This window comes from Nocardia pseudovaccinii, assembly GCF_050942345.1.
Classification (GTDB): domain Bacteria; phylum Actinomycetota; class Actinomycetes; order Mycobacteriales; family Mycobacteriaceae; genus Nocardia; species Nocardia pseudovaccinii.
In genome coordinates, this window is sequence record NZ_CP192074.1 from 3,357,706 (window position 1) to 3,378,631 (window position 20,926).

A 20,926-nucleotide genomic window follows, 5' to 3' on the forward strand; every position below is an offset into this window, starting at 1 on the left:
CGGCTACGGCAGCGGTGCTGCGGGATTGGGTGCGGTCGCTGTGCCCGTCGGATGTCCTGTCGCGCCCGGTCGAAGCGCAGCCGGAGTGCGCGGCGCTCGCCTGGGCCGCGTCCGGCGCCATGGATCTGACCGGACACCCTGATGGCGCTCCCACTGTCTCGCCCGCGGCGGCATACGGACTACTCCTCGAAACCACCGCGGCGCTGGCGCGAATCACCGCGCAGATCGGCTCCGAGGTCCGCGCCGATCCGGGGCTGCTCCTGGCCGGTCGAGCCGGATTGCTGAACCTACGGCGCGGCGGTCGGCAGACGGCGGGCGGAGCCGGTCGCTTGCTGCGCACCTCCGACGGTTGGTGCGCGATCACCTTGAGCCGCCAAGACGATATCGACTCGGTGCCCGCGATCCTGGGGATGGATTCGGTGGCCGACGATCCGTGGGAAACGCTCACCACGGCCGCCCATGCGTGGACCGCAACCGACCTCGCCGACCGAGCGCAGTTACTCGGCGTTCCCGCCGCCGCGCTGCCATCCGCCGCGTACCCTGCCGACTCGCTGCCTGCCGACGCGCGCCTTGCCGACGCGCTGTCCGCTGCCGCGCCCCCTGCCGCTGCGGTGTCTGCCGACGCCTCCGCTGCTGCCCGCCCCGCCGACGCGTCGTCCGCTGCCGCGCCCCCTGCTACTGCGCCCCCTGCCGCTGCGGTGTCTGCCGACGCCTCCGCTGCTGCCCGCCCTGCCGACGCGCCGTCTGCTGCCGCGCCCCCTGCTACTGCGCCCCCTGCCGCTGCGGTGTCTGCCGACGCCTCCGCTGCTGCCCGCCCCGCCGCCGCGTCGTCCGCTGCCGCGCCTTCCGCCGCTGCGCTGCCTGTCGACGCGGACGCCGCCGCACACCCTTTCGACGCGCACCCTGGCACTGGGGTGCCCGACGACGCGGCACACCCTGTCGCCGGATCATCGGCCGCACCATCCGCGACGCCCGGTCCCCAATGCCCGTGGCAGACAAGCCGGATAGCCCAACCGGTCGTCGGAGCGCGGCTGGATGGGTTGGTGGTCGTCGATCTGTCCTCGATGTGGGCGGGACCGCTGTGTGCCCACCTGCTCGGCCGCGCAGGCGCGCGGGTGATCAAGGTGGAGAGCACGCGACGCCCGGATGGCGCTCGCCGCGGTGACCCTCGCTTCTTCGACTGGCTCCACCGCGGCCATGAACAGATCGCCGTCGACTTCCATACAGGCGCGGGGCAGGAAACGCTGCGCGAGTTGGTGTCCACCGCGGACGTGGTGATCGAGGCATCACGGCCGCGAGCGCTGGCTCAACTGGGGCTGGCTCCCGGGGAACGTGTGCATCGCGACGGGCAGGTCTGGTTGAGCCTGACGGGATACGGACGCGCCGAGCCGATGCGCGTGGCGTTCGGCGACGATGCGGCGGTGGCGGGCGGCCTGGTCGGCTGGGACGGGGGAGAGCCGGTGTTCTGCGGTGACGCCATCGCCGATCCACTCACCGGAATCTGTGCGGCACTGGCGGTATGCTGCGCCGTTCTCGGTGGCGGGGGACAGTTGATCGACCTGTCCATGCGCGCCACCGCCGCCGCCTTCGCCTCGGCCCCCGCGCTCACCCATGGACCGCATCGAGTGCTTGCCGATGGTGCGGATTGGGTTGTCGAATGCCCATATCACGGTCGTTCGCAGCGGGTGCTACGTCCGCGGGTGCCGCCACTGGGTGGAATGAAACGAGTTGTGCCTCATGTTGATTCGTGACGCCGAGGTATTCGGTTCGGGCCGGATGGACGTGCGCACCCACGGCGGTGTCATCACCGAATGCGCGACCGGGTTGGTTCGCCTGCCGGGTGAGGACGAGATCTACGCGGGCGGTGGCTGGTTGCTGCCCGGACTGCACGACCACCACATCCATCTGCGTTCACTCGCCGCGACCTACGATTCGGTTCCACTGGGCCCGCCGCAGGTGCGCACCGCAACCGAGTTGGCGGCGCGACTACAGGAAGCCGATCGAAAGCTGCTTCCTGGCAAGTGGATTCGCGGCACCGGATACCACGAATCGGTAGCTGGGCCCCTCGATCGCGCGGTGCTGGACCGGATGCTCCCGCACCGTCCCGTGCGCGTGCAGCACCGCACGGGTGTGCTGTGGCAGCTCAACTCGATGGCATGCGAGCTGGTCGGCCTGGACAGCAATGACGCGCAGGGTGTGGAACGTGACGAGACCGGACGGCCGACCGGGCGGCTGCGCCGACTCGACTCCTGGCTGGGGGAGCGAATCGACTCGCGGACCACGGATCTGGCGGCACTGAGCGCCGCCGCCGCGACGATGGGCATAACCGGATTCACCGACGCGACCCCGGGGCTCGCACAGTCCGATATCGACCAACTGGCCGAGACGGTCGAAACCGGGCGGATCGTCCAGCGGGTGCACTGCATGGCTCCTCCCGAAGTGCTGGAGCCCAGCGGCACACGATTCACGTTGGGCCCCACCAAGATCGTGCTCGACGATTTCGATCTACCCCCTTTCGACGAATTCGCCGACCGGCTGCGCGCGATTCATGCGGCAGATCGGGCTGTGGCGGTGCACTGCGTCACGCGGGTGCAGTTCATCTTGACCATGGCCGCGCTGGACCTGGCCGGTGTGCGAGCGGGGGATCGGATCGAACACGGTGCGGTGATCCCGCACGAATCGCTGGATTGGCTACGCGGGCAGCGAGTTTCGGTCGTCACCCAGCCGCATTTCGTGGTCGAACGAGCCGAGCAGTACCGCGACGAGGTGCCCGCGGAGGATCTGCCCGATCTGTGGCGACTGCGTTCACTCTTCGATGCCGGGGTTGGCGTCGCAGCCGGGTCCGATGCGCCATTCGGTGCACCCGATCCGTGGTCGGTAGTGCGTGCCGCGGTACATCGGCCGACGGAATTCCATGCCGCGGAAGCGGTGTCGGTCCGCAACGCGCTGGCACTGTTCTTCGGCGCACCCGACAGCCCGGCGACGCCGCGCCGGATCACACCGGGCGCGGTCGCCGACCTGACACTGCTGTCGCTGCCGCCGGACGAGGCTGCCCATCACCTCGATGCCGAGATCGTCGTGGCGACCATTGTGGAGGGTGACCTGGTGTATTCGGGTCAGTAGACGCCGCACATACCGTCGATCGAGACCTCTTCCACCAGGACGTCAGCGATCACCAGGTCGGACTCGTGCACAACGCCCTGTTCGTCACACATCCGGTACTCCTCGCCGATGGACTTCGTCGGTTGATGACAAATACTGGACGATAGCGAGCGCCCGGCGACGGCGTGTCGGATCCCGGTGAGCGGAACGATCTCGAGTACGTCTGGAGATCGCGTCCGCAACGGCTTTCCGGAATCCCGGCACTGCCTCGGCGACCCCACCGGAGCTCGGCTTTCCCGACTATGATCGGCAGGTCGGGGTCGGCGGTTTTGCCTCGAGAGGTGATCGTATGGTCGGACATTGCGGCTGCGGGGGTTCGCGCGGATCGACGCCGGTCGATTAGCCGATTCGCCATGTCCGACCACGAGAACGAACGCACTCAGCGCGATATCCGGTTCGGGATCGCCGCCGAACTGACCGCCGCCGGATTCGAGGATGCCGAGGAGATCGGCCGCGGGGGTTTCGGCGTCGTCTATCGGTGTCTCGAGCCCTCGCTCGATCGCACGGTCGCGGTCAAGGTGCTGACCTCGGAGATCAGCGGCGACGAACGCGAGCGCTTCGTCCGGGAACAGCATGCGCTCGGTCGGCTCTCGGGTCACCCCAATATCGTTGCGGTGCATCAGGCCGATGTGATCGCCGACGGTCGTCCGTTCATCGTCATGCCCTTTCATTCGCGCGGATCGCTTGATGCGCGACTGCGCGCGACGGGACCGCTGCCGTGGCAGGAGTTGCTGTCGATCGGGGTGAAGATCGCCGGGGCGCTCGCTGCGGCGCATGCGACGGGTACGCTGCACCGGGATGTGAAGCCCGCGAACATTCTGGTGACCGATTACGGTGAGCCGCAGCTGGCGGACTTCGGCATCGCGCATATCGGCGGTGGATTCGAGACCTCTGCCGGACACATCACCGGTACACCGGCATTCATCGCACCCGAGGTGCTGCGGGGCGCGCCGCCGACTGCGGTTTCGGACGTTTACAGCCTCGGCGCCACCATGTTCTGCCTGCTGACCGGGCACGCGGCCGTCGAACGCCAGTCCGGTGAGGCCGTGCTCGCGCATTTCGTTCGAGTCACCTCGACACCCGGGCCCGACCTGGGTGAAGTCGACGTCCCCGCCGAACTCCGCGCCGCGATCGAAGCCGCGATGGCCACCGATCCGGACCGAAGACCGCGTACGGCAGTCGAATTCGGCTATCTGCTGCGCGATGTCCAACGGAATTGCGGGCTCGATGTGGACGCCATGGCGGTGCCCGGGGATGCGCACGAACCGCGGTCCGGGCCGATAATGGTGCCCGCACAGCGCGGGACCGGCCCGCGGACCACCGTGCCACCGCCGGTCGCGTCGACCAAATATCGTCCGCCGACCTCGGGCCGCCCCTTGGTGGACCGGCCGCGGCTGCTGCGCAAACTACAGGAGGGCGGCAATCGCCGACTGCTGCTCATCCACGCGCCGCCGGGCTTCGGCAAGAGCACACTGGCCGCGCAGTGGCGCGATGTTCTTACCGCACAGGGGATGTCGGTCGCGTGGTTGACGATCGACCACGACGACAACAATGTCGTCTGGTTCCTCGCCCACCTGGTCGAGGCGATTCGCCGGGCTCGCCAGGATCTGGCCGGCGGACTGGTGACGATGCTGGAGGAGCGTTCCAACGATGCCACTCGATACGTGCTGGCATCGCTCATCGATGAAGTGCACGACAGCGGTGCGCCGCTCGCCGTCGTCATCGACGACTGGCACCTGGTCACCGATGCCGGTACCCGCGCCGCCATGGAATTCCTGCTGGACAACGGATGTCATCACCTGCAGGTGATCGTCACCTGCCGAACGCGTGCGGGATTGCCGCTCAGCCGGATGCGCGTCGGCGACGAACTGGTCGAAATAGATTCCGGCGACTTGCGATTCGACGATGCCGAATCGGCGGCCTTCCTGCTCGACATCAATCGTCTGACGCTGGGCAGATCGCAGGTCGCCGAACTGCTCGACTCGACCGAAGGCTGGATCGCGGCGCTGCAACTCGCTTCACTGTCGCTGCGCGGCAGCAGTGATCCCGCCGAATTCATCGATCAACTCTCGGGCCGGCATGAGGCGATCGGCGAGTACCTCGTCGAAAACGTGCTCGATACGCTCGATCCGGACCTGCTGGACTTTCTGCTGGCGACCTCGATCACCGAGAAGATCTGCGCCGGACTGGCCGAAGCGCTGTCGGGCCCCTCGGCCCCAAAACTGTTGCAGCAGGTCAAGGCGCGAGATCTGTTCCTGCGCAATGCCGACTTGCGCGACCATGTCGGCGACCACTTCGAGTGGTTCCGCTATCACCGCATGTTCGGCGATTTCCTGCGCCGCAGGCTCGCCGAACAGGATCCCGATAGATGCATCCGGCTGCATCGCATCGCGGCCGACTGGTTCGCCGACCACGCGATGTTGAACGAAGCGGTGGATCACGCACTGGCCGCCCGCGATTCGGCGGGTGCGCTGCGCCTGATCGAGGAGCGCGCGACGGAACTGCTGGAGAGTGCCCGGACGGCCACCCTGCTCGGGCTGGTTGCCAAACTGCCGACCGCGGTCGCGGTATCGAGTGCGCGCCTGCAACTGTTCGTGGCTTGGGGCAATATCTCGCTGCAGCGGCCGGTTGCCGCCGAGGCGGCCCTGGATCGGGTCGACGCGGTGCTCGGCGCCGATCGGCCGGATGCGGACGACACCGCCGAACTCCAACTCGAGGCCGCGCTGGCGCGGGCCGCGTGCCGACTCACCGCTGACCGATTCGCGGAATTGCCGGAGTACGTCGTGCATCGGCTCGAGTCGGAGGTCGACCCGTTCATCGCGACCATCGCGGCGGGGGTCGGATCGGCAGCCGCCCTCTATCGGTTCGACTTCGACGAGGTGTACCGGTGGCAGCGGTGGGTGGCGCCGCATCGGGCCCGGGTCAAGGGGCCGACCGGCTTGCTGCACAGCTACGGCTTGACCGGTGTGGCCGCCTTCGAGCAACTCGATATCGCGGCGGCGCAGGCGCATCTGGAAACCGCTCGGTCGCTGGCACTGGAAACGGGTCGCTATTCCTACATCACGCGTATGACGGGCGCACTGCTCGGTGCGATGTGTTATTGGCGGGGCGAGCTCGACGAAGCGGAGGCGCTGCTCGACGAGAGCGTCAAGGCGGGGCCCGAGGGTGGAGCGGTCGAATTCGTGTCGGCAGCATATGGAATCGGCGCGCGGATCGCGGCGCTGCGGGGCGATCTCGGAGCGGCGCGGGAGCGACTTGCCGAGGGCGCGAAGATGGCCCGCAGTCTCGCGCTGCCCCGGTTGGCCGCCCGCATCGTCAACGAGCGAATCCGGCTCGGCCTGCCCATCGCCGCGGACGAGGCCGCGGCACTGGAGCGGCTCGAGCCCTACCGCGCCGAAGGAGATGGAATCACCATCCTTACCTCGGAAATCCAGTGGGATTCGGCAATACGGCTGCTTCTGGCGGATCGCTCGGCCGGGGCCGCCGAGACTGCCACCGTATTGGCCGAGCGGCTGGTGCGCGGCCTCGAGCGCCAGCGCCGCCCGCGGGCGTTATTGGACGCGCGACTGCTATCGGCGTGCTGCCTGGCAACCGCAGACCGCTTGGAAGAGGCCATCGCCGTGCTGGATCCGGTATTGGCGCAGTGCGCCGAACTCGGCCTGCCGCGGTTGGCGGCCGATGCCGGAGCCGCCATCGAGCCCGCCATCGTCGCGCTCACCGGTACCGATCCGGCGCTGCGCCGGACGCCGCTGTCATTTCTGACGCAATTGCTGCCCGCCGGTACCCGTCGATAGTCCTCGAGATATTTGTGGCGTGGGTCACACTCGTCTACTCGCGCCCAATCGCTGAGACTATATTAAGTGCACTGAATTGGTCGCCGTTTCATCTGCTCTCGTGCGGGAAGCGGCGCACCGATAGTTGCACGACGAGGAAACGACAATGGCCCGATACGACACATCGACGGTGTTCGAGCGCCAGCCCGACTGGCAGCCGATATCGCTGCGGCGGTCCCGCCCGCGTTGCGACGATTGCCGTATCCGAGTGCGTTTTCGTGGGCACCCCACGCTGCAGTATCGCGCGGCCCGGGAGGCCGCCGAGTGTTTCGCGGCGGCCGTGCGGGGATTGGGCGTCGACGTCGACATCGATACCGAGCTTTACGAGGGGCTGCTTCCGCTGCCCTGTGCGCGGCTGTGGACGTCGTAGCCGAATATCGACAATGAGGAGTCTCTTTTCGCATGACAATGATCGATACCGCGATCCTGGCGCTCCGGCTGGTGGTAGGCCTGACCATGGCCGCCCACGGCTATAACCACCTGTTCGGCCCGGGTGGTGTGGCCGGTACGGCGGGCTGGTTCGCCTCGATGGGGCTGCGGCCGCCCCGGGTCCATGCGGCATTGAGCGGTGCGGGGGAGTTGGCAGCCGGAATCGCCTTCGCGGCCGGACTGCTCACCGCGCCCGTGGCGGCGTTCATCGTCGGCAGCATGGCGGTGGCCGCGGTCATCGCGCATCGGAAGAACGGCTTCTTCGTATTCAAGGACGGCTACGAATACGTGCTGATGCTGGCGGTGGTGGCCGCCTGTATCGCAGCCATCGGGCCGGGCAAGGCGTCATTGGATCGTGCGCTCGGCATCGACGCGACCCTCGACGGTGGTCTCGGACTGGCCATCGCGGTGATCGGTGGAGTCGGCGGCGCGGCGATTTTGCTCGCCGTGAGTTGGCGGCCGAAAGCGCAGGCAGAATAAGGGAATTCGGCGGCCCCGCACCGATGGTGGTGCGGGGCTGTTCGCTATTTCAGAACCACGCGCCCCGCTCGCCCATGGCGACCAACTCGCCGAGCGCTTCGCTGGGCAACGCGATCCGTGGCGCGGCCGGAACGTGACGTGGCCGGTCCGGCTGCGGCGCGACGCCGAACAGCTTCTCCGATATCGCGTGCGCGGTATTGGCGACCAGTGGCGCCAGTCGTTCGAGTGCGGCCTGGGCGTCGCAGACGATGGATATCGCGCCGATCGGCCCGTCCGGCCCGCGCACCGCCGCACCGACACAGGCGATATGCGAATAACATTCGCCGCGCTCGAAGGCGAGGCCGTTGCGCGCCCGGATCCGGCTCAATTCCTGGTGCAGGATCCCGATATCGCTGATGCTCCGGGTGGTTCGCTTCTGGATCGCGCCCTTGAACTGTTTGTCGACCCGCTCGGGTGACAACCACGCGAGCATGCTTTTGCCGATGGCCGTGCAGTGGGCGGGGGCTCGGCCACCGACTCGCGACGGAATTTCCACCGCGGCCCGGCCACCGAATTTATCCAGGTAGTAGACCTCGGTGCCGTCCAATACGGCCAGGTGCACGACCATCTCGGTGCGCACCGCCAGCGCGTGCAGCAGTGGGAATGCCGCGGCGCGCAATGCGTTGTGGCCGTCTTCTCGTCCGCCGAGACCCAATGCCAGGGATCCGAGGCCGTACTCCCTGCCGTCGCGCTCCAACCAGCGCAGCTGAACGAGATGTTTCAGAATGCGGTGGGTCGAGGACCGGGGTATGTTGGTCCGGCCGCTGACCTCCTCGAGCGTGAGGCGCGTCTGCGCGCCCCCGAACGATTCCATGATCAACGTCATGCGTTCTACCAGCGAGGGGGATAACGCAGACTGCTCTGCGGCGTCGGCAGCTTCACTGATCCTCAACATCGAGGTCATTTCAGCGCCTCCTTACTTCGGAGACTCGAACTTCAGCGGCCAGTCTAACCACGCGAAGGCACTGTTTCGGCGGAAATCGCTCAAATTTATACAGATCGGTACAGAGAATTTTGCCGGAAAAGAGGGTACTGATCTGTATCCCGACTGTTACTCGCCGCCGGGCGCTCCTGGTATCGGCCGGGAGTTGTTCGCCCCCGGCCGAGGCTCAGGTTACTGAATATTGCTCGTGCTCAAGCAATCTCGGTCATCGGGCGCCTGTCACTCGGCGGCGCCTGCGAGGTCGAGCGCCGCGAGATACGAGAAGACCAGGGAGGAGCCGACCGGTGTCCCCGCGCCCGGGTACACCCGGCCGGACATGGCGGCCATCGTGTTGCCGCTGGCGTACAGGCCCGCGATCGGCTCGCCGTCCTCGCGCAGTACGCGGGCGTTCTCGTCGGTCTTCAGGCCGCCCTTGGTGCCGATGTCGGCAAGCGCGACTGTGGCGGTGTAGTAGGGCGGAGTGTCGATCGGCGCCACCAGGGGGTTCGGGTAGCCGTTGTCGAGTGGATTCACGTAGTTCATCACGGGTCCAGCGGGGAATCCGACGATGTACTGGGCCATCTGGTCCCAGACGGTCTCGCCCCGGTGGAACTTCTCGTCGACCCCCTGGTCGGCATAGGAGTTGAACTCTTCGATCGACTTGCGGAGGTTCTCGGCGGGCACGGCGATGAGGTCGGCCAGCTCCTCGATGGTGTCGGCCTTGCGCAGCGCACCCGATTCGAACCACTCGGGGCGGGGCGGCACGGCCGGGTCGCCGCCGAAGCTGTCCCGGTCGATGTGGCGCTGATCGAAGATCCAGTGGCACGGAATGTGCGCGACGCCGGTCTCCTTGTGCTGCCGCAGCATCTCGCGCCCGGCCCGGTCGTAGGGCAGCAGTTCGTTCATGAAGCGCTCGCCCACGCTGTTGACCCAGATGCCGCTGCGCGTACCGGTGTGGAAGACCGGCCGTCCGCCGGGCTGTACAACACCGGGTACGTACCAGGCTTGATCCAGCAACTCGGTAGCTGCTCCGATCGCGACGGCCGCCTGCAGCGCGTCGCCGGTGTTTCCGGGAGCGCCGTCGGACCAGTCGCCGTGATACGGGGCGACCTTGTGCTTCTCGCGCAGCTCGCGATTGCGCTCGAATCCGCCCGCGGCGAGGATGACGCCGCGGGTAGCGCGAATCCGGACGCGCTCGCCCTTGCTGACCGCCTCTACGCCGACCACCCGGTCGCCCTCGACGATCAGGCTCTCGAGCGCGGTCTCGAGTTTGTAGGAGCCGTTCCCGGTCTCGAGGAACGCCTTCAGTGCTCGCGCGATGAGGGCGCGGCCGCCGGTGAGCAGTGGTCCGGCTTCCGCGCCCGAGAGCTCGTTGGGGAGCAGGTCGCGGATCAGCGGGGCGAGATCACCGAGCTCGGCGGCCTCGATCTCGGCCGGGAAGATGGTGTTGCCCGCGGCCGTCGCGCCCGGCTTCTCCGCGAAGTAGTCGGGCACTGGCTGGTAGGTGAAGGACCCGAACCACGGGTTCTGCTCGATTTCGTCGATCAGCTGCGGCCCGGTGCGCAGGTAGGCGTCCTGCATGACTTCGCGGGATGGATCGTCGACGATCTCCCGGAGGTAGCCGCGCACCGTTTCGGCATCGTTCTCGACGCCCGCGCGCCGCAGCGGGGCACTGCCCGGAAACCACAGTCCCGCACCGGAATAGGCGGTCGTGCCGCCGAAGCGATCGGTCTTCTCGATGACGAGTGTGCGCAGGCCACGAGACGCGGCGGCATAAGCGCCGACCAGCCCTCCTCCGGACCCGACGACCACGACGTCGTAGGTTTCCTCGTCAGCGGGCATATCCATCTCCTTGCTTCCAGACCGCGAATCTCCTGCCATCGCCCGCCCAGTGACCTGGGTCACCCGGGGCGTAGACCTCCCGAGTGTGGGGGCTGCGGCAATCGGGCCGGGATCTGTTCCCGCTGTGCGGAAGCAGTGCCTCCTCCGGCCACCGCGACCGCACGGCTTCCGGTGGGCGGAAATTCTCCTGGTGGCGCACGCCACACGAATTAGCGTTCCTGGCCGTCAATCGATTTCAAGGAGAGCTCGCATGACTCTTTCCCACGACTACGATCCCGGCCCTCGGATCGCCCACGCGGGTGGCATCAATCTCGGCACGACGGACCTGGAGCGTTCGCTGGGGTTCTTCCGCGACCTGCTCGGCATGGAGGTCGTCGCGCAGACCGACGACGGCGTGGCCTACCTGCGCGGCTACCAGGAGCTCACCCACCACTCGCTCGTGCTGACCCAGCAGGACGAGGCCACGGTGAACACCTACAGCTTCCGGGTCCAGCGCCCGCAGGATGTCGAGCTGTTCTACGAGCAGCTCCAGCGGCAGGAGATCGAGACGATAGAGCTGCCCGCCGGGCACGAGGTGGGCCGCGGCACCGCGATCCGGTTCCTGGTGCCGGGCAGTGAGCACCCGTTCGAGCTCTACTACGACATCGAAAAGCCGCTCGCGCCAGAGGAATTGCGCTCGAAGCTGCCGAGTAACAGCTCGCGCCGCCGCGGTTTCGGCGTGCGCCGCCTCGACCATCTGAACGTGCAGACCAGCGCGAGCACGGTGAACCAATCCGAGCAGTGGCTGCAGGACGCGCTGGGCTTCAAGCGCCGTGAGTTTGCGATGATCCCGCAGTTCCCGGAGACCCTCATGGCGTCCTGGCTGTCGGTCACCCCGCAGGTGCACGACATCGCGATCGGGGTGAACGGTGAGGACGCGAAGGCGCGGTTCCACCACATCGCCTTCAATATCGAGAACTACCACGACATTCTGCGGGCCGCGGACGAGATCCGTGATCTCGAGATCGACTACGGGCACGGTCCGGGCAAGCATGGCATCGGCCAGGCGATGTACCTCTACATCCACGATCCCGGCTCCGGTCACCGCGTCGAGCTCTACTCCGGCGGGTACCTGATCATGGATCCGGACTGGCAGGCGCTCGAGTGGAAGGTGCCCGAGCTGCAGTACGGCCAGACCTGGTACGGCGACGTCCTCGACGTCGGCCCTGGCGCCGGATTCCTCAGCACTTCGCCGTCCGCGGGTCTGAAATGACGCAGCGGACCGCTGATGTCGACGGGCTCACCTTCAACTACCACGAGGTGGGTGCGGGTGAGCCGCTGATTCTGTTGCACGGTTCGGGTCCCGGTGTCAGCGCCTGGTCGAACTTTCAGCACAATCTGCCGGTCCTCGGTGAGCAGTTCCGGGTGATCGCACCCGATCTGCCGGGCTTCGGTGGTAGCGCGCTGCCCGAACTCGACGAGATCTACCCGGTGGTCGCCGCGAAGTGGATCGCGCGGCTGATGGATCACCTCGGCATCGATTCGGCGGTGTTCATCGGCAACTCCATGGGCGGAGCGGTGGTGGCGGAATTGGCCGCCCTGCATCCCGAACGAGTGCGCCGGATGGCCATCATGGGCTCGGGCGGACTTTCGGTCGGAATCTTCCAGGCCGACCCCAGCGAGGGCTTTCAGCGATTGTTCGAATTCCTCGGGGATCCCACCCGCGATCGGATGATCGCCTGGATCAAGGCGATGGTGTTCAACCCCGCGCTGATCACCGACGAGCTCGTCGACGAACGCATGCGCAATGCCACCGCCGAGGGCGTGCTCGATCGGATGAAGGCGATCTTCGGTTCGATGTTCGATCCGAAGCTGCGCCAGACGTATACGCCGCTGTGGACCAAGGCAGCCACCATCACGACTCCGACGCTGATGCTGTGGGGTCGCGACGACCGGATGCTGCCCTACGACCAGGCGCACTTCGCGAACCGGTGGCTGCCCGATGTCGAGTTGCACACCTTCGCCCGCTGCGGGCACTGGGTGCAGATCGAGCGCAAGTCCGATTTCGAGCGGGTGGCGATCGAATTCCTCACCCGTAAACCAACCGCCTCATAGTCCGCCCGACGCCAACGCACCACGCGTCTTTCCAGTGAGCGGAAAGTCCGTGGTGACCGAATGGACCAAGGAATCACAATGAGCCAATCCCCTCGCCAGATCGGCACTTTCGGTGGCCGTCGCGGCGGCACCTGTAGTTTCCCAGTAAGTAGGAGGTGTGCGTCGTGGCACACGAAGTAGTCCAACGTGTCGAGGAGCTGGGGCCGGAACTGGCCGCACTCGCCGAGGAGAACGAGAAGCTCGGCAAGCTGAGCGATAAGACCGCCGAACTGCTGCGTTCGGCGGGGGTGATGCGGCTGCTGCAGCCCAAGGAGTTCGGTGGTTACCAAGCGCACCCGCGTGATTTCGCCGAAGCGGTGATGGCGGTCGCGCAGCACGACCCCGCCGCGGGCTGGGTGTGCGGCGTCGTCGGCGTTCATCCGTGGGAGATGGCGCAGATGGATCCCCGTCTGCCACAAGAGGTTTGGGGTGAAAACCCGGACACCTGGATCGCCTCGCCCTACATGCCGATGGGCGTCGCCGATCCGGTGGAGGGCGGTTACCGGCTCAGTGGGCGATGGCCGTTCTCCTCTGGCACAGACCACTGCGAGTGGGTCTTCCTCGGCGCCCTGCTCGGTGACGGCACCGGCAAGCCCGCCGGGCCGCCGACCGTGCTGCATGTGGTCGTCCCGCGTGCGGACTACAAGATCATCGACGATTCCTGGGACGTGGTCGGCCTGTCGGGTACCGGCAGTAAGGACGTGGTGATCGAGGGGGCGTTCCTGCCCGACTACCGCGTCATCGTCCAGGACGAGATCATGCAGGGTGCGGCGGCAGAAAAGCGCGGCCTTACCGACGCGGTGTACAAGCTGCCGTTCACGACCATGTTCCCGCTCGGGTTGACCTCCGCGGTCATCGGGATCTGCGAGGGCGGACTGCGTGTGCATCTGGACCAGCAGCGCGAGCGCGTCGCGGTGACCGGTGTCCAGGTGCGCGACGATCCGTACACGCTCTACGCCGCGGGTGAGGCGGCTTCGGAGATCGAGGCTTCACGGATTCAGCTGATCAACGGCGTCAGTCGGCTGTATGACCAGCTCGAGTCCGGGCAACCGATCACGCTGGAGGACCGGTTGGATATCCGTCGCAATCAGGTCCGCTGTGCCTGGCGGGCGGTTTCGGCATTGGACGAGATCTTCGCCCGCTCCGGTGGAAACGCCGGTCGGCGGAGTAACCCGATCCAGCGGTACTGGCGTGACGCGCATATGGCACTGCAGCACATGGTCCACGTTCCCGGTACGGCCTATCACGCGAACGCACTGGTCAAGATGGGGCTCGAGCTGCCGCCGTCGATGGTCGTGATGGTCTGACACGAGCGGATAGGGAGGACGGATATGAGCGAGATCCGATCAACGCAGGAGACGGTGGTGGCCATCAATACGCGCCACTTCCGGAATGTGCTCGGCCATTTCCCCACGAGCGTGGTCGCGATCACCACCCTCGACGATGATCAGCGCCCGCACGGGTTCATCGTAGGGACGTTCACCTCCGTCTCGCTCGACCCGCCCCTGGTGTCGTTCCTGGTGGACACGTCGTCGACAACCTTGCAACGCATCCGCGAGACCGGGCGGTTCTGCGCAAATGCGTTGGCGGGCAACCAGGAACATGTGTCGCGGCGAATGGCGTCCAGGGGTGGCGACCGGTTCGAGGGTGTGACGTGGCAGTCGTCCGCATTGGGCAATCCGGTATTGGACGGCGTTGTCGCGTGGGTGGACTGCACCGTTGCCCAGATCGTCGAGATCGGTGACCACGTTCTGGTCGTCGGGCAGGTGCACGAACTGCGGGTGGAGTCGGTGCGTACTCCGCTGCTGTTCTTCCGCGGTGGGTACGGCGACTACCTCGCCAGCGCGTCGCTGGTGATGGACCAGCTCGTCGGCTGGTAGTCACCTGAACCCGATGTAGCAGTGCGCAATTCGACGACCCCAATGGCAGGGCAGGCCATTGGGGTCGTCGTCTGTTCAGACCAGCATGTCGTCGACGTACAACCCGAACGAGCCGCGGCCGCACAGCGCCAGCGACGATTCGACATCGTTACCGGCATGAATACTGCCCGTATGCGCGTCCCTCCAGGCCCGTTCGATCGGGTTGCCACGGCGTCGTGACATGCCGCCCGCGGCCTGGAAAACCAGATCGATCGCGGTGATCGCACGCTCGGTGCCGCACACCTGATCCCGGCGGCCGCGCAGCCGCAACTCCATCGGGATGTCCTCGCGGCGGCGCGCACGTTCGTACAGGTCCTGCAGGTTCCGGTGCAGCTGCAGGACGGCGGCGTCGACATCGGATTCGGCCCGCGCCACGGCGATCTGCACGGACCGGTCCGTGCTGAGGCTGCCGCCACCGAAACTCGGTCGGTTGAGATTGCGCATGCGTGTGAGAAATTTCTCCAGGCAGCCTTCCGCCAAACCGATCATCGGCGCGGTGACCGAATAGCTGTACATCGTGCCGAACGGCATGCGATACAGCGGACCGGTATTCAGTTTCTGGCCCGGGCCACGCCGGTGGGTGACGTCGTAGTTGCGCGTCGTCCGGTATTCCGGGACGAATATGCGATCGATGTGCAGGTCATGGCTGCCGGTGCCGCGCAGGCCCACGGAGTCCCACACCTTGTCGATGCGGTAATCCGTCCGCGGTACCAGCGCGGACACGATATCCACCGGATCACCGTTCTCGGCGTAGACGGTGCCGCCGAGTACCGCCCATGACGCGTGTGCGCAGCCGGATGCGAAGCGCCACCGTCCGCTGAGTTCGTAGCCCCCTTCGACCGGCGTCAACCGGCCGACCGGCGCATAGGACGGACAGATCAGCGCGTTGGGGTGATCTGGGCTTACCCGCCCCGCCGACTCCGTCGGCTGCCATCCCCCCGACCACACCTCGCGTTGGGCGCGCTCGTCGAAAAGCGCCACATGCCAGGGAACTACCCCGAGCACCGAGGCCACCCATCCGGTGGAGCCGCAGACGCCCGCGATCATCCGGACCACGTCGTAGAACTGATTCGGATCGGCTTCCAGGCCCCCGCTCCACTTCGGTTGCAGCAGCCGAAAGACGCCTGCGGCGATGAGGTCGGTCATCGTCTGTTCCGGTATTTCGCCGGTCACGTCGACCTGCGCCGCGCGTTCGGCCAGTTCCGGCAGCAGCCCGCGCACCGCCTCGGCTACATCGTTGTCCATGCCGTAATCCTGCGCCCTGAGCACCGCGTACTCCAGCCGGAACACGACCGGCTCGCACGCGGCTGCCGCTGAACGGGAATGCGCGGCTCCGACGATGGGGCGGCTGTGCGGCCGTCCCGCTCTGCGGAAGTTCGCCGACGGTCGAATGTGCGGGTCATCACACTAGGGGAGCTTTCGTCCTCGGGACGGAATTGCTGGCGATGAGTGCAGAGATCGAAGGAGATCCGTTGAAGAAATCAATCTATTTCAGATTACAGCGCTGGTCGGCGTGGAGCGGATTCCTGGTCCTCGTACTGATGCTGGTCGCCTACGGTGTCGGCGACTTGCTCTCGCCCATGAGTCCGACGATGTCCGCGAATGAGGTTCGCGACTTCCTGGTCGAGCATCAGCACGGGATTCTGCTGTGTGTGGCCATCATGGTGCTGACCGTGCCATTCGAATATCCATACGTCGTCGCGACCAGCATGCAGATGAAGCGGGTCGAGGGCGGCTGGGGCTGGCTGTCGATGGTTCAGCTGACCACCGGCGTCGTCGCGCCGACTGGCTTCTTCTACCCCTTGGCGATTCTGGCCGCCGCCGCATATCGGCCGGAAAGCCATTCCCCTGATGTCCTGTCCGCGATGACCGACATCTTCTGGCTGATGTATGTGGGCAACGCCTGTATTTTCGTACTGCAGGTCTGGTCGATCGGGTTCGCTTCCTACTTCGACCAGCGCGACAAGCCGATTTTCCCGCGCTGGTACGCGCACCTGAGCATGCTCCTGGGTGTCCTGCTCATCTCGGGCGCCTTCGTCTTCCTGAACAAGACCGGCCCGTTCGCGTGGAACGGCATTCTGGCCCAGGGCATTCCGGCGATCGCCTACCTCGTCTGGAAGGTCGCGACGCCGCTGGTACTGCTGAAGGCGATCAAGGGTGAGGAAGCCGAACTCGCCGCGAAGGAAGCTGTCGAGGCGGAGCCTGCGACCGCATAACTCTGGTGGCGGCTGCCGGTTTCGTGCGGGTTGCACGAAACCGGCAGCGTCTTTATCGGTAGGTACCGTTCAACTCGATCGATGACGAGTCGGAGGAATACAGGTGCGTGATTCGCGGCCGACCTTGCACGTACCGGCGCGGGATATACCGGTGCCGACGTCGGTGAGCGAGCAGGCGCGAACGATACTGGCGCGGGGCATGCTCGGGCCGTCGCCGGAATATCCGGCGCTGAACGACGTCCAGGGCTGGCGGGACATGATCGCATCGACGGACGCCGAAGTGCTCGGAATGCTGGCGATGCGGGGCGGGGCGACCGATGCGCCCGGTCCTTCGGTATCGGAGATCGATACCGGCGGCGCCAAGGTCTATGTGATCACCCCCGAGGCAGTCGCCGATGAAGACCGTCGGGTGTATCTCGATCTCCATGGTGGGTCCTGGATCCTGTGCGGCGGCGAGATCTGCCGCGCGATGGGTGTCGGCGCGGCCGCTTCGGTAGCGGCCCGGACCTGGTCGGTCGATTATCGGATGCCGCCCGACCACCCGTTTCCGGCCGCGCTCGACGACTGTCTGGCCACCTACCGCGCCCTGCTGAAGGAATATCGTCCGGAGGAGATCATCGTCGGCGGCACTTCGGCCGGAGCGAATCTGGCTGTCGCGCTGATCCTGCGGGCTCGCGACGAAGGTCTCCCACTGCCCGCCGCGGCGGTATTGGGTACGCCCGCAGTCGATCTCACCGAGTCGGGTGACACGTGGCAGACCAACCAGGGCCTCGATAATGTGCAGATCGGGAGCTTGATGCCCGCCATCCTGCTGTACGCGGCGGGGCACGATCTGCGTGACCCGTATCTGTCGCCGCTGTTCGGGGATTTCACGAAGGGCTTCCCGCCGACCCTGCTGCTGAGCGGCACCCGCGATGTGTTGTTGTCGGACACCGTGCGCCTGCACCGGAAGCTGCGCGCGGCCGGTGTCGGAGCGGACCTGCATGTCTTCGAAGCCGCGGGTCACGGCATGTTCCTCGGGACCGCACCGGAGGACCGGGAAAGGGCCGGGGAAATCCGACGATTCGTCGACGAGCACTGGGCGGCGCGCTGACCCGAAACCGCGGCCGGGTCTCGCAATAAGTATTGCGAGACCCGGCCACAGTTGTTGATGCGCAGAACAATTCGGCGCAACGTTAGACCGAAAGTGCGAAACCGCCTGTCACACGGAGTGTTTCACCGGTGACGAAGGACGCCTTCGACGAGACCAGGTAGAGCAGTGCCTCGACGATGTCGCGCTCCTCGCCCTCGCGCTGGAGAATCTGCTGACCCATGACGCGCTCGGCCTCGTCGCGAGCGAGTTCGGCCCGAATGGTTTCGGTGAAGATCAAACCGGGTGCGATCGCGTTGACACGGATGCCGTCGGGGGCGAATTCGCGGGCGAAGGACATGGTCAGGCCGCGCACGGCGAGTTTGGAGACGCCGTAGACGGTGCGGTTGGCGTAGGCCGCCGACGACGAGATATTGACGATCGATGCGCCCTCGCGCCCGGTCATCGCCTTGTGTGCCGCGAGCGTGCAGTTGACCACGCCCATGACATTGACATCGAACACTCGCCGGACCTTGGCCAGGCCGAGTTCGGTGAACGGCCTGTTGTATGCGGCGTGCAGGCCCGCATTGTTGACCAGGATGTCGATACCGCCGTGGCGTTCGGCGACCGCGTCGATCATCGCGGCGACGCCGTCCTCGTCGGCGACATCGCAGGCCACGCCGGTCGCATTGCGGCCCTGCGCGATCAGTTCCGCGGCTGCGGATTCGGCGACCTCGCCGTCGATATCGGCGAGCACGACGTGCGCGCCCAGTTCCGACAATGCGGTGCCGAATGCCTTACCGAAGCCGCGGCCACCTCCGGTGATCACCGCGATCTTGCCCTCATGTTCGGACATCGCGTCCCTCCTTCGAACAGGGCACCGTAATACGATGCCCGACTTGAACTTTCGTGTTCGAAACCGCGACTATTTCGGGGCGAACCGCTGGCCCGCATCGAGACGCAGGCACTGGCCGTTCAGCATCGGGTTGTCGATGATGGCGAGGGCGAGTTTGGCGTACTCCTCGGGACGGCCGAGCCGTTTGGGGAAGGCGGCGTCCTTGACCAGCTGCGCCCGCGCCTCGTCCGGGATCTTGGCCGTTATACCGGTTTCGAACAGGCTGGGCGCGATGGCGAGTACCCGAATGCCGAGGGAGCCGAGATCACGGGCCATGGTCAGGCACATAGCCGCGATGGCGGCTTTGGAGGCGGTGTAGGCGACCTGACCGATCTGACCTTCGAAGGCCGCGATCGAGGAGGTGTTGATGATGACGCCGCGTTCGCCGGTGTCCTCCGGATCCTCCGGCTCGTTGCGGCTCATATGCGCCGCGGCGAGCCTGCTGATATTGAAGGTCGCGACGGCGTTGAGGTCGAGCACCTGACGGAAGGTCTCGAGATCGTGCGGACCGTCCTTGCCGAGCGTGCGCTTGGCCTTGCCGCCGCCCGCCGTGGTGATCGAGACATGGAGTCCGCCAAGGGAATCCACGGCGTCGGCGAGTGCCTGCTCGGTCGCCGCGAAGTCGGTGATGTCGACGGGGTAAAAGCTGGCGCCGAGTGCGGCGGCGACCTCGGCGCCCGCCGTACCTGGACGGTCCAGCACGGCGACATCGGCGCCACGCGCCGCGAGCAGTTCGGCACTGGCCCGGCCCATACCGGAGGCGCCGCCGAATACGACGACCTTCTTACCCTTGATTTCCATAGGATTCCTTCTCGTTCAGACGGATGCGGGGGACTGTTGCAGCAGGGTGCACAGCCGGTCCCGATGGACGGTGACGCCGCCGTAGAGGACGGCGTCGGTCTCGGCTCGGCGCAGGTAGAGATGCAGGTCGTGCTCCCAGGTGAAGCCGATGCCACCGTGTAATTGCAGGGCACGGGCCGTGACTTCCCCAGCGGCGGAAGAGGTATAGGAGGCCGCGACGCAGGCCGCGCGCGTGGCGTCATCGGCATCGGCGGCCATCGCCGCGTAGTAGGTGGCCGCGCGGGCGCCGTGCACGAACATCGCCATGTCGGCGCACGCGTGCTTGACGGCCTGGAAGGTGCCGATCGGCCGCCCGAATTGCACGCGGGCCTCGGTGTATTCGACGGTGAGTTCGAGCATGCGCGCGATGACCCCGACGGCATCGGCACATCGCAGTACGGAGGCGTAGTCGAGCAGCCGTTGCACCTCGGCGGGCCCGACCTCGAGGCGGCGCTGGGCCGGGACGCGCACCCGCTCGAGCCGGACCTCGTAGAACGCGCGCGTCAGATCCAGGACCTGCTGACGCCGCACGGTGACCCCGGCGCTGTCCCGGTCGACGAGAAATGATGTCGGAACGCCTTCGTGCCGCGCGGTGACCAGCAGCCAGCGGGCGCCGCCCGCATCCTGCACCGCGGTCTTGACCCCATCGAGAATGAACTCGTCCCCGTCGCTGCGGGCTTCGGCATGCACCCCGTCCAGGGTCCACGGTGCCCGCGGTTCCGCGAAAGCCCACGTGGCCCAACCGGATCCATCGGCAAGCGCGGGCAGCACCTCGGCCCGCAGTGCGGGTGCACCCGCCGCGGCGATCGCGGCACCGACGACGGCGGTCGAGATGAACGGGCCGCGTGCGAGCCCGCGCCCGATCTCCTCGGCAACCAGTGTCAGCTCGACCAGCCCCTGGCCCGCACCGCCGTACTCCTCGGGTAGCGCCAGGCCGGGCCAACCGAGCTCGGCGGTGAGCCGCCACAGCTGCGGGTCGACGTCTTCGTCGCGCTCCATCCAGGTCCGTAACGCCGCGATCGGCGCCCGGTCCGACAGTAGGTCGCGCGAGGCAGCGCACAACATCGTCTGCTCGTCGCTGAGCTCGAAGTTCATCAGTCACCACCCGATGCCGAAGACATAAACGTCATTGCGAAGGTATCCTTTT

The 20,926-nt window shown here is 66.6% G+C and carries 18 protein-coding genes; 11 read left to right on the forward strand and 7 right to left on the reverse strand.

The genetic code is table 11. From position 1 onward, the window contains the following. Positions 1–14 precede the first annotated feature (14 nt). Both ACQPZ2_RS14980 and ACQPZ2_RS14985 read left to right on the forward strand, forming a co-directional pair. Positions 15–1,751: a CoA transferase gene (locus tag ACQPZ2_RS14980; RefSeq protein ID WP_433526090.1), complete on the forward strand. Its 1,737-nt coding sequence runs from the start codon at positions 15–17 to the stop codon at positions 1,749–1,751. After that, complete coding sequence (locus ACQPZ2_RS14985; RefSeq protein WP_433526091.1) at positions 1,738–3,123, forward strand: amidohydrolase family protein; 1,386 nt, start codon at positions 1,738–1,740, stop codon at positions 3,121–3,123. The genes ACQPZ2_RS14980 and ACQPZ2_RS14985 overlap by 14 nt, the downstream gene beginning before the upstream one ends. Here ACQPZ2_RS14985 and mftA read toward each other — a convergent pair. Then, entirely contained in the window at positions 3,117–3,215 is a 99-nt protein-coding gene (gene mftA, locus ACQPZ2_RS14990; protein ID WP_433526092.1) for a mycofactocin precursor MftA, read from the reverse strand. The genes ACQPZ2_RS14985 and mftA overlap by 7 nt on opposite strands. Before the next feature lie 300 nt (positions 3,216–3,515). Between mftA and ACQPZ2_RS14995 the strand changes: the two genes are divergently transcribed. The 3 genes from ACQPZ2_RS14995 to ACQPZ2_RS15005 all read left to right on the forward strand — a co-directional run bounded on the left by ACQPZ2_RS14995 (position 3,516) and on the right by ACQPZ2_RS15005 (position 7,904). After that, complete coding sequence (locus ACQPZ2_RS14995; RefSeq protein ID WP_433526093.1) at positions 3,516–6,956, forward strand: protein kinase domain-containing protein; 3,441 nt, start codon at positions 3,516–3,518, stop codon at positions 6,954–6,956. 145 nt (positions 6,957–7,101) lie between these two features. Continuing rightward, positions 7,102–7,365, forward strand: a complete 264-nt coding sequence (locus tag ACQPZ2_RS15000; protein WP_433526094.1) for a hypothetical protein — start codon at positions 7,102–7,104, stop codon at positions 7,363–7,365. Between the two features lie 32 nt (positions 7,366–7,397). Next, a complete protein-coding gene (locus ACQPZ2_RS15005; protein ID WP_433526095.1) occupies positions 7,398–7,904 on the forward strand; it encodes a DoxX family protein in 507 nt (168 codons plus the stop codon). A 49-nt stretch (positions 7,905–7,953) separates the two neighbouring features. Here the strand turns inward: ACQPZ2_RS15005 and ACQPZ2_RS15010 are convergent, their stop codons facing one another. Together ACQPZ2_RS15010 and ACQPZ2_RS15015 are read right to left on the reverse strand one after the other, a co-directional pair. Further along, positions 7,954–8,847, reverse strand: a complete 894-nt coding sequence (locus ACQPZ2_RS15010) for an IclR family transcriptional regulator (RefSeq protein WP_433526096.1) — start codon at positions 8,845–8,847, stop codon at positions 7,954–7,956. A gap of 258 nt (positions 8,848–9,105) precedes the next feature. Further along, the gene (locus ACQPZ2_RS15015; protein WP_433526097.1) at positions 9,106–10,707 is read right to left on the reverse strand and encodes an FAD-dependent oxidoreductase; all 1,602 of its coding nucleotides are present in this window, start codon (positions 10,705–10,707) and stop codon (positions 9,106–9,108) included. 250 nt (positions 10,708–10,957) lie between these two features. Between ACQPZ2_RS15015 and ACQPZ2_RS15020 the strand changes: the two genes are divergently transcribed. From ACQPZ2_RS15020 to ACQPZ2_RS15035, 4 genes are all read left to right on the forward strand, one after another. After that, complete coding sequence (locus tag ACQPZ2_RS15020; protein ID WP_433526098.1) at positions 10,958–11,959, forward strand: VOC family protein; 1,002 nt, start codon at positions 10,958–10,960, stop codon at positions 11,957–11,959. Then, positions 11,956–12,801: an alpha/beta fold hydrolase gene (locus ACQPZ2_RS15025; protein ID WP_433526099.1), complete on the forward strand. Its 846-nt coding sequence runs from the start codon at positions 11,956–11,958 to the stop codon at positions 12,799–12,801. The genes ACQPZ2_RS15020 and ACQPZ2_RS15025 overlap by 4 nt, the downstream gene beginning before the upstream one ends. Positions 12,802–12,965: 164 nt before the next feature. Beyond that, positions 12,966–14,147 carry a hydroxylase gene (locus ACQPZ2_RS15030; protein ID WP_433526100.1) on the forward strand — a complete coding sequence of 394 codons (1,182 nt, stop codon included), beginning with the start codon at positions 12,966–12,968 and terminating at the stop codon, positions 14,145–14,147. 24 nt (positions 14,148–14,171) lie between these two features. Continuing rightward, entirely contained in the window at positions 14,172–14,720 is a 549-nt protein-coding gene (locus tag ACQPZ2_RS15035) for a flavin reductase family protein (protein WP_433526101.1), read from the forward strand. Between the two features lie 75 nt (positions 14,721–14,795). Here ACQPZ2_RS15035 and hsaA read toward each other — a convergent pair whose 3' ends face one another. Continuing rightward, entirely contained in the window at positions 14,796–16,004 is a 1,209-nt protein-coding gene (gene hsaA, locus ACQPZ2_RS15040) for a 3-hydroxy-9,10-secoandrosta-1,3,5(10)-triene-9,17-dione monooxygenase oxygenase subunit (protein ID WP_433526102.1), read from the reverse strand. A gap of 227 nt (positions 16,005–16,231) precedes the next feature. On the opposite strand from hsaA, the gene ACQPZ2_RS15045 reads away from it, so the two are divergent. After that, the gene (locus ACQPZ2_RS15045; protein WP_433526103.1) at positions 16,232–16,975 is read left to right on the forward strand and encodes a hypothetical protein; all 744 of its coding nucleotides are present in this window, start codon (positions 16,232–16,234) and stop codon (positions 16,973–16,975) included. Between the two features lie 103 nt (positions 16,976–17,078). Beyond that, the gene (locus ACQPZ2_RS15050) at positions 17,079–18,068 is read left to right on the forward strand and encodes an alpha/beta hydrolase (protein WP_433526104.1); all 990 of its coding nucleotides are present in this window, start codon (positions 17,079–17,081) and stop codon (positions 18,066–18,068) included. Positions 18,069–18,150: 82 nt separating this feature from the next. Here the strand turns inward: ACQPZ2_RS15050 and ACQPZ2_RS15055 are convergent, their stop codons facing one another. The 3 genes from ACQPZ2_RS15055 to ACQPZ2_RS15065 form a co-directional block, all read right to left on the reverse strand. Beyond that, entirely contained in the window at positions 18,151–18,900 is a 750-nt protein-coding gene (locus ACQPZ2_RS15055; RefSeq protein WP_433526105.1) for an SDR family NAD(P)-dependent oxidoreductase, read from the reverse strand. Between the two features lie 69 nt (positions 18,901–18,969). After that, positions 18,970–19,740 carry an SDR family NAD(P)-dependent oxidoreductase gene (locus ACQPZ2_RS15060; protein WP_433526106.1) on the reverse strand — a complete coding sequence of 257 codons (771 nt, stop codon included), beginning with the start codon at positions 19,738–19,740 and terminating at the stop codon, positions 18,970–18,972. Between the two features lie 15 nt (positions 19,741–19,755). Continuing rightward, a complete protein-coding gene (locus tag ACQPZ2_RS15065) occupies positions 19,756–20,874 on the reverse strand; it encodes an acyl-CoA dehydrogenase family protein (RefSeq protein WP_433526107.1) in 1,119 nt (372 codons plus the stop codon). Positions 20,875–20,926: the final 52 nt, after the last annotated feature.

Bases quoted from the DNA above. Each gene is read 5' to 3' on its own strand.
- ACQPZ2_RS15000 (WP_433526094.1), top strand. From the start codon at position 7,102: ATGGCCCGATACGACACATCGACGGTGTTCGAGCGCCAGCCCGACTGG.
- ACQPZ2_RS15035 (WP_433526101.1), top strand. From the start codon at position 14,172: ATGAGCGAGATCCGATCAACGCAGGAGACGGTGGTGGCCATCAATACG.
- ACQPZ2_RS15065 (WP_433526107.1), bottom strand. From the start codon at position 20,874: ATGAACTTCGAGCTCAGCGACGAGCAGACGATGTTGTGCGCTGCCTCG.
- hsaA (WP_433526102.1), bottom strand. From the start codon at position 16,004: ATGGACAACGATGTAGCCGAGGCGGTGCGCGGGCTGCTGCCGGAACTG.
- mftA (WP_433526092.1), bottom strand. From the start codon at position 3,215: ATGTGTGACGAACAGGGCGTTGTGCACGAGTCCGACCTGGTGATCGCT.
- ACQPZ2_RS15005 (WP_433526095.1), top strand. From the start codon at position 7,398: ATGACAATGATCGATACCGCGATCCTGGCGCTCCGGCTGGTGGTAGGC.
- ACQPZ2_RS15020 (WP_433526098.1), top strand. From the start codon at position 10,958: ATGACTCTTTCCCACGACTACGATCCCGGCCCTCGGATCGCCCACGCG.
- ACQPZ2_RS15010 (WP_433526096.1), bottom strand. From the start codon at position 8,847: ATGACCTCGATGTTGAGGATCAGTGAAGCTGCCGACGCCGCAGAGCAG.
- ACQPZ2_RS15060 (WP_433526106.1), bottom strand. From the start codon at position 19,740: ATGGAAATCAAGGGTAAGAAGGTCGTCGTATTCGGCGGCGCCTCCGGT.
- ACQPZ2_RS14985 (WP_433526091.1), top strand. From the start codon at position 1,738: ATGTTGATTCGTGACGCCGAGGTATTCGGTTCGGGCCGGATGGACGTG.
- ACQPZ2_RS15015 (WP_433526097.1), bottom strand. From the start codon at position 10,707: ATGCCCGCTGACGAGGAAACCTACGACGTCGTGGTCGTCGGGTCCGGA.
- ACQPZ2_RS15055 (WP_433526105.1), bottom strand. From the start codon at position 18,900: ATGTCCGAACATGAGGGCAAGATCGCGGTGATCACCGGAGGTGGCCGC.
- ACQPZ2_RS15025 (WP_433526099.1), top strand. From the start codon at position 11,956: ATGACGCAGCGGACCGCTGATGTCGACGGGCTCACCTTCAACTACCAC.
- ACQPZ2_RS14995 (WP_433526093.1), top strand. From the start codon at position 3,516: ATGTCCGACCACGAGAACGAACGCACTCAGCGCGATATCCGGTTCGGG.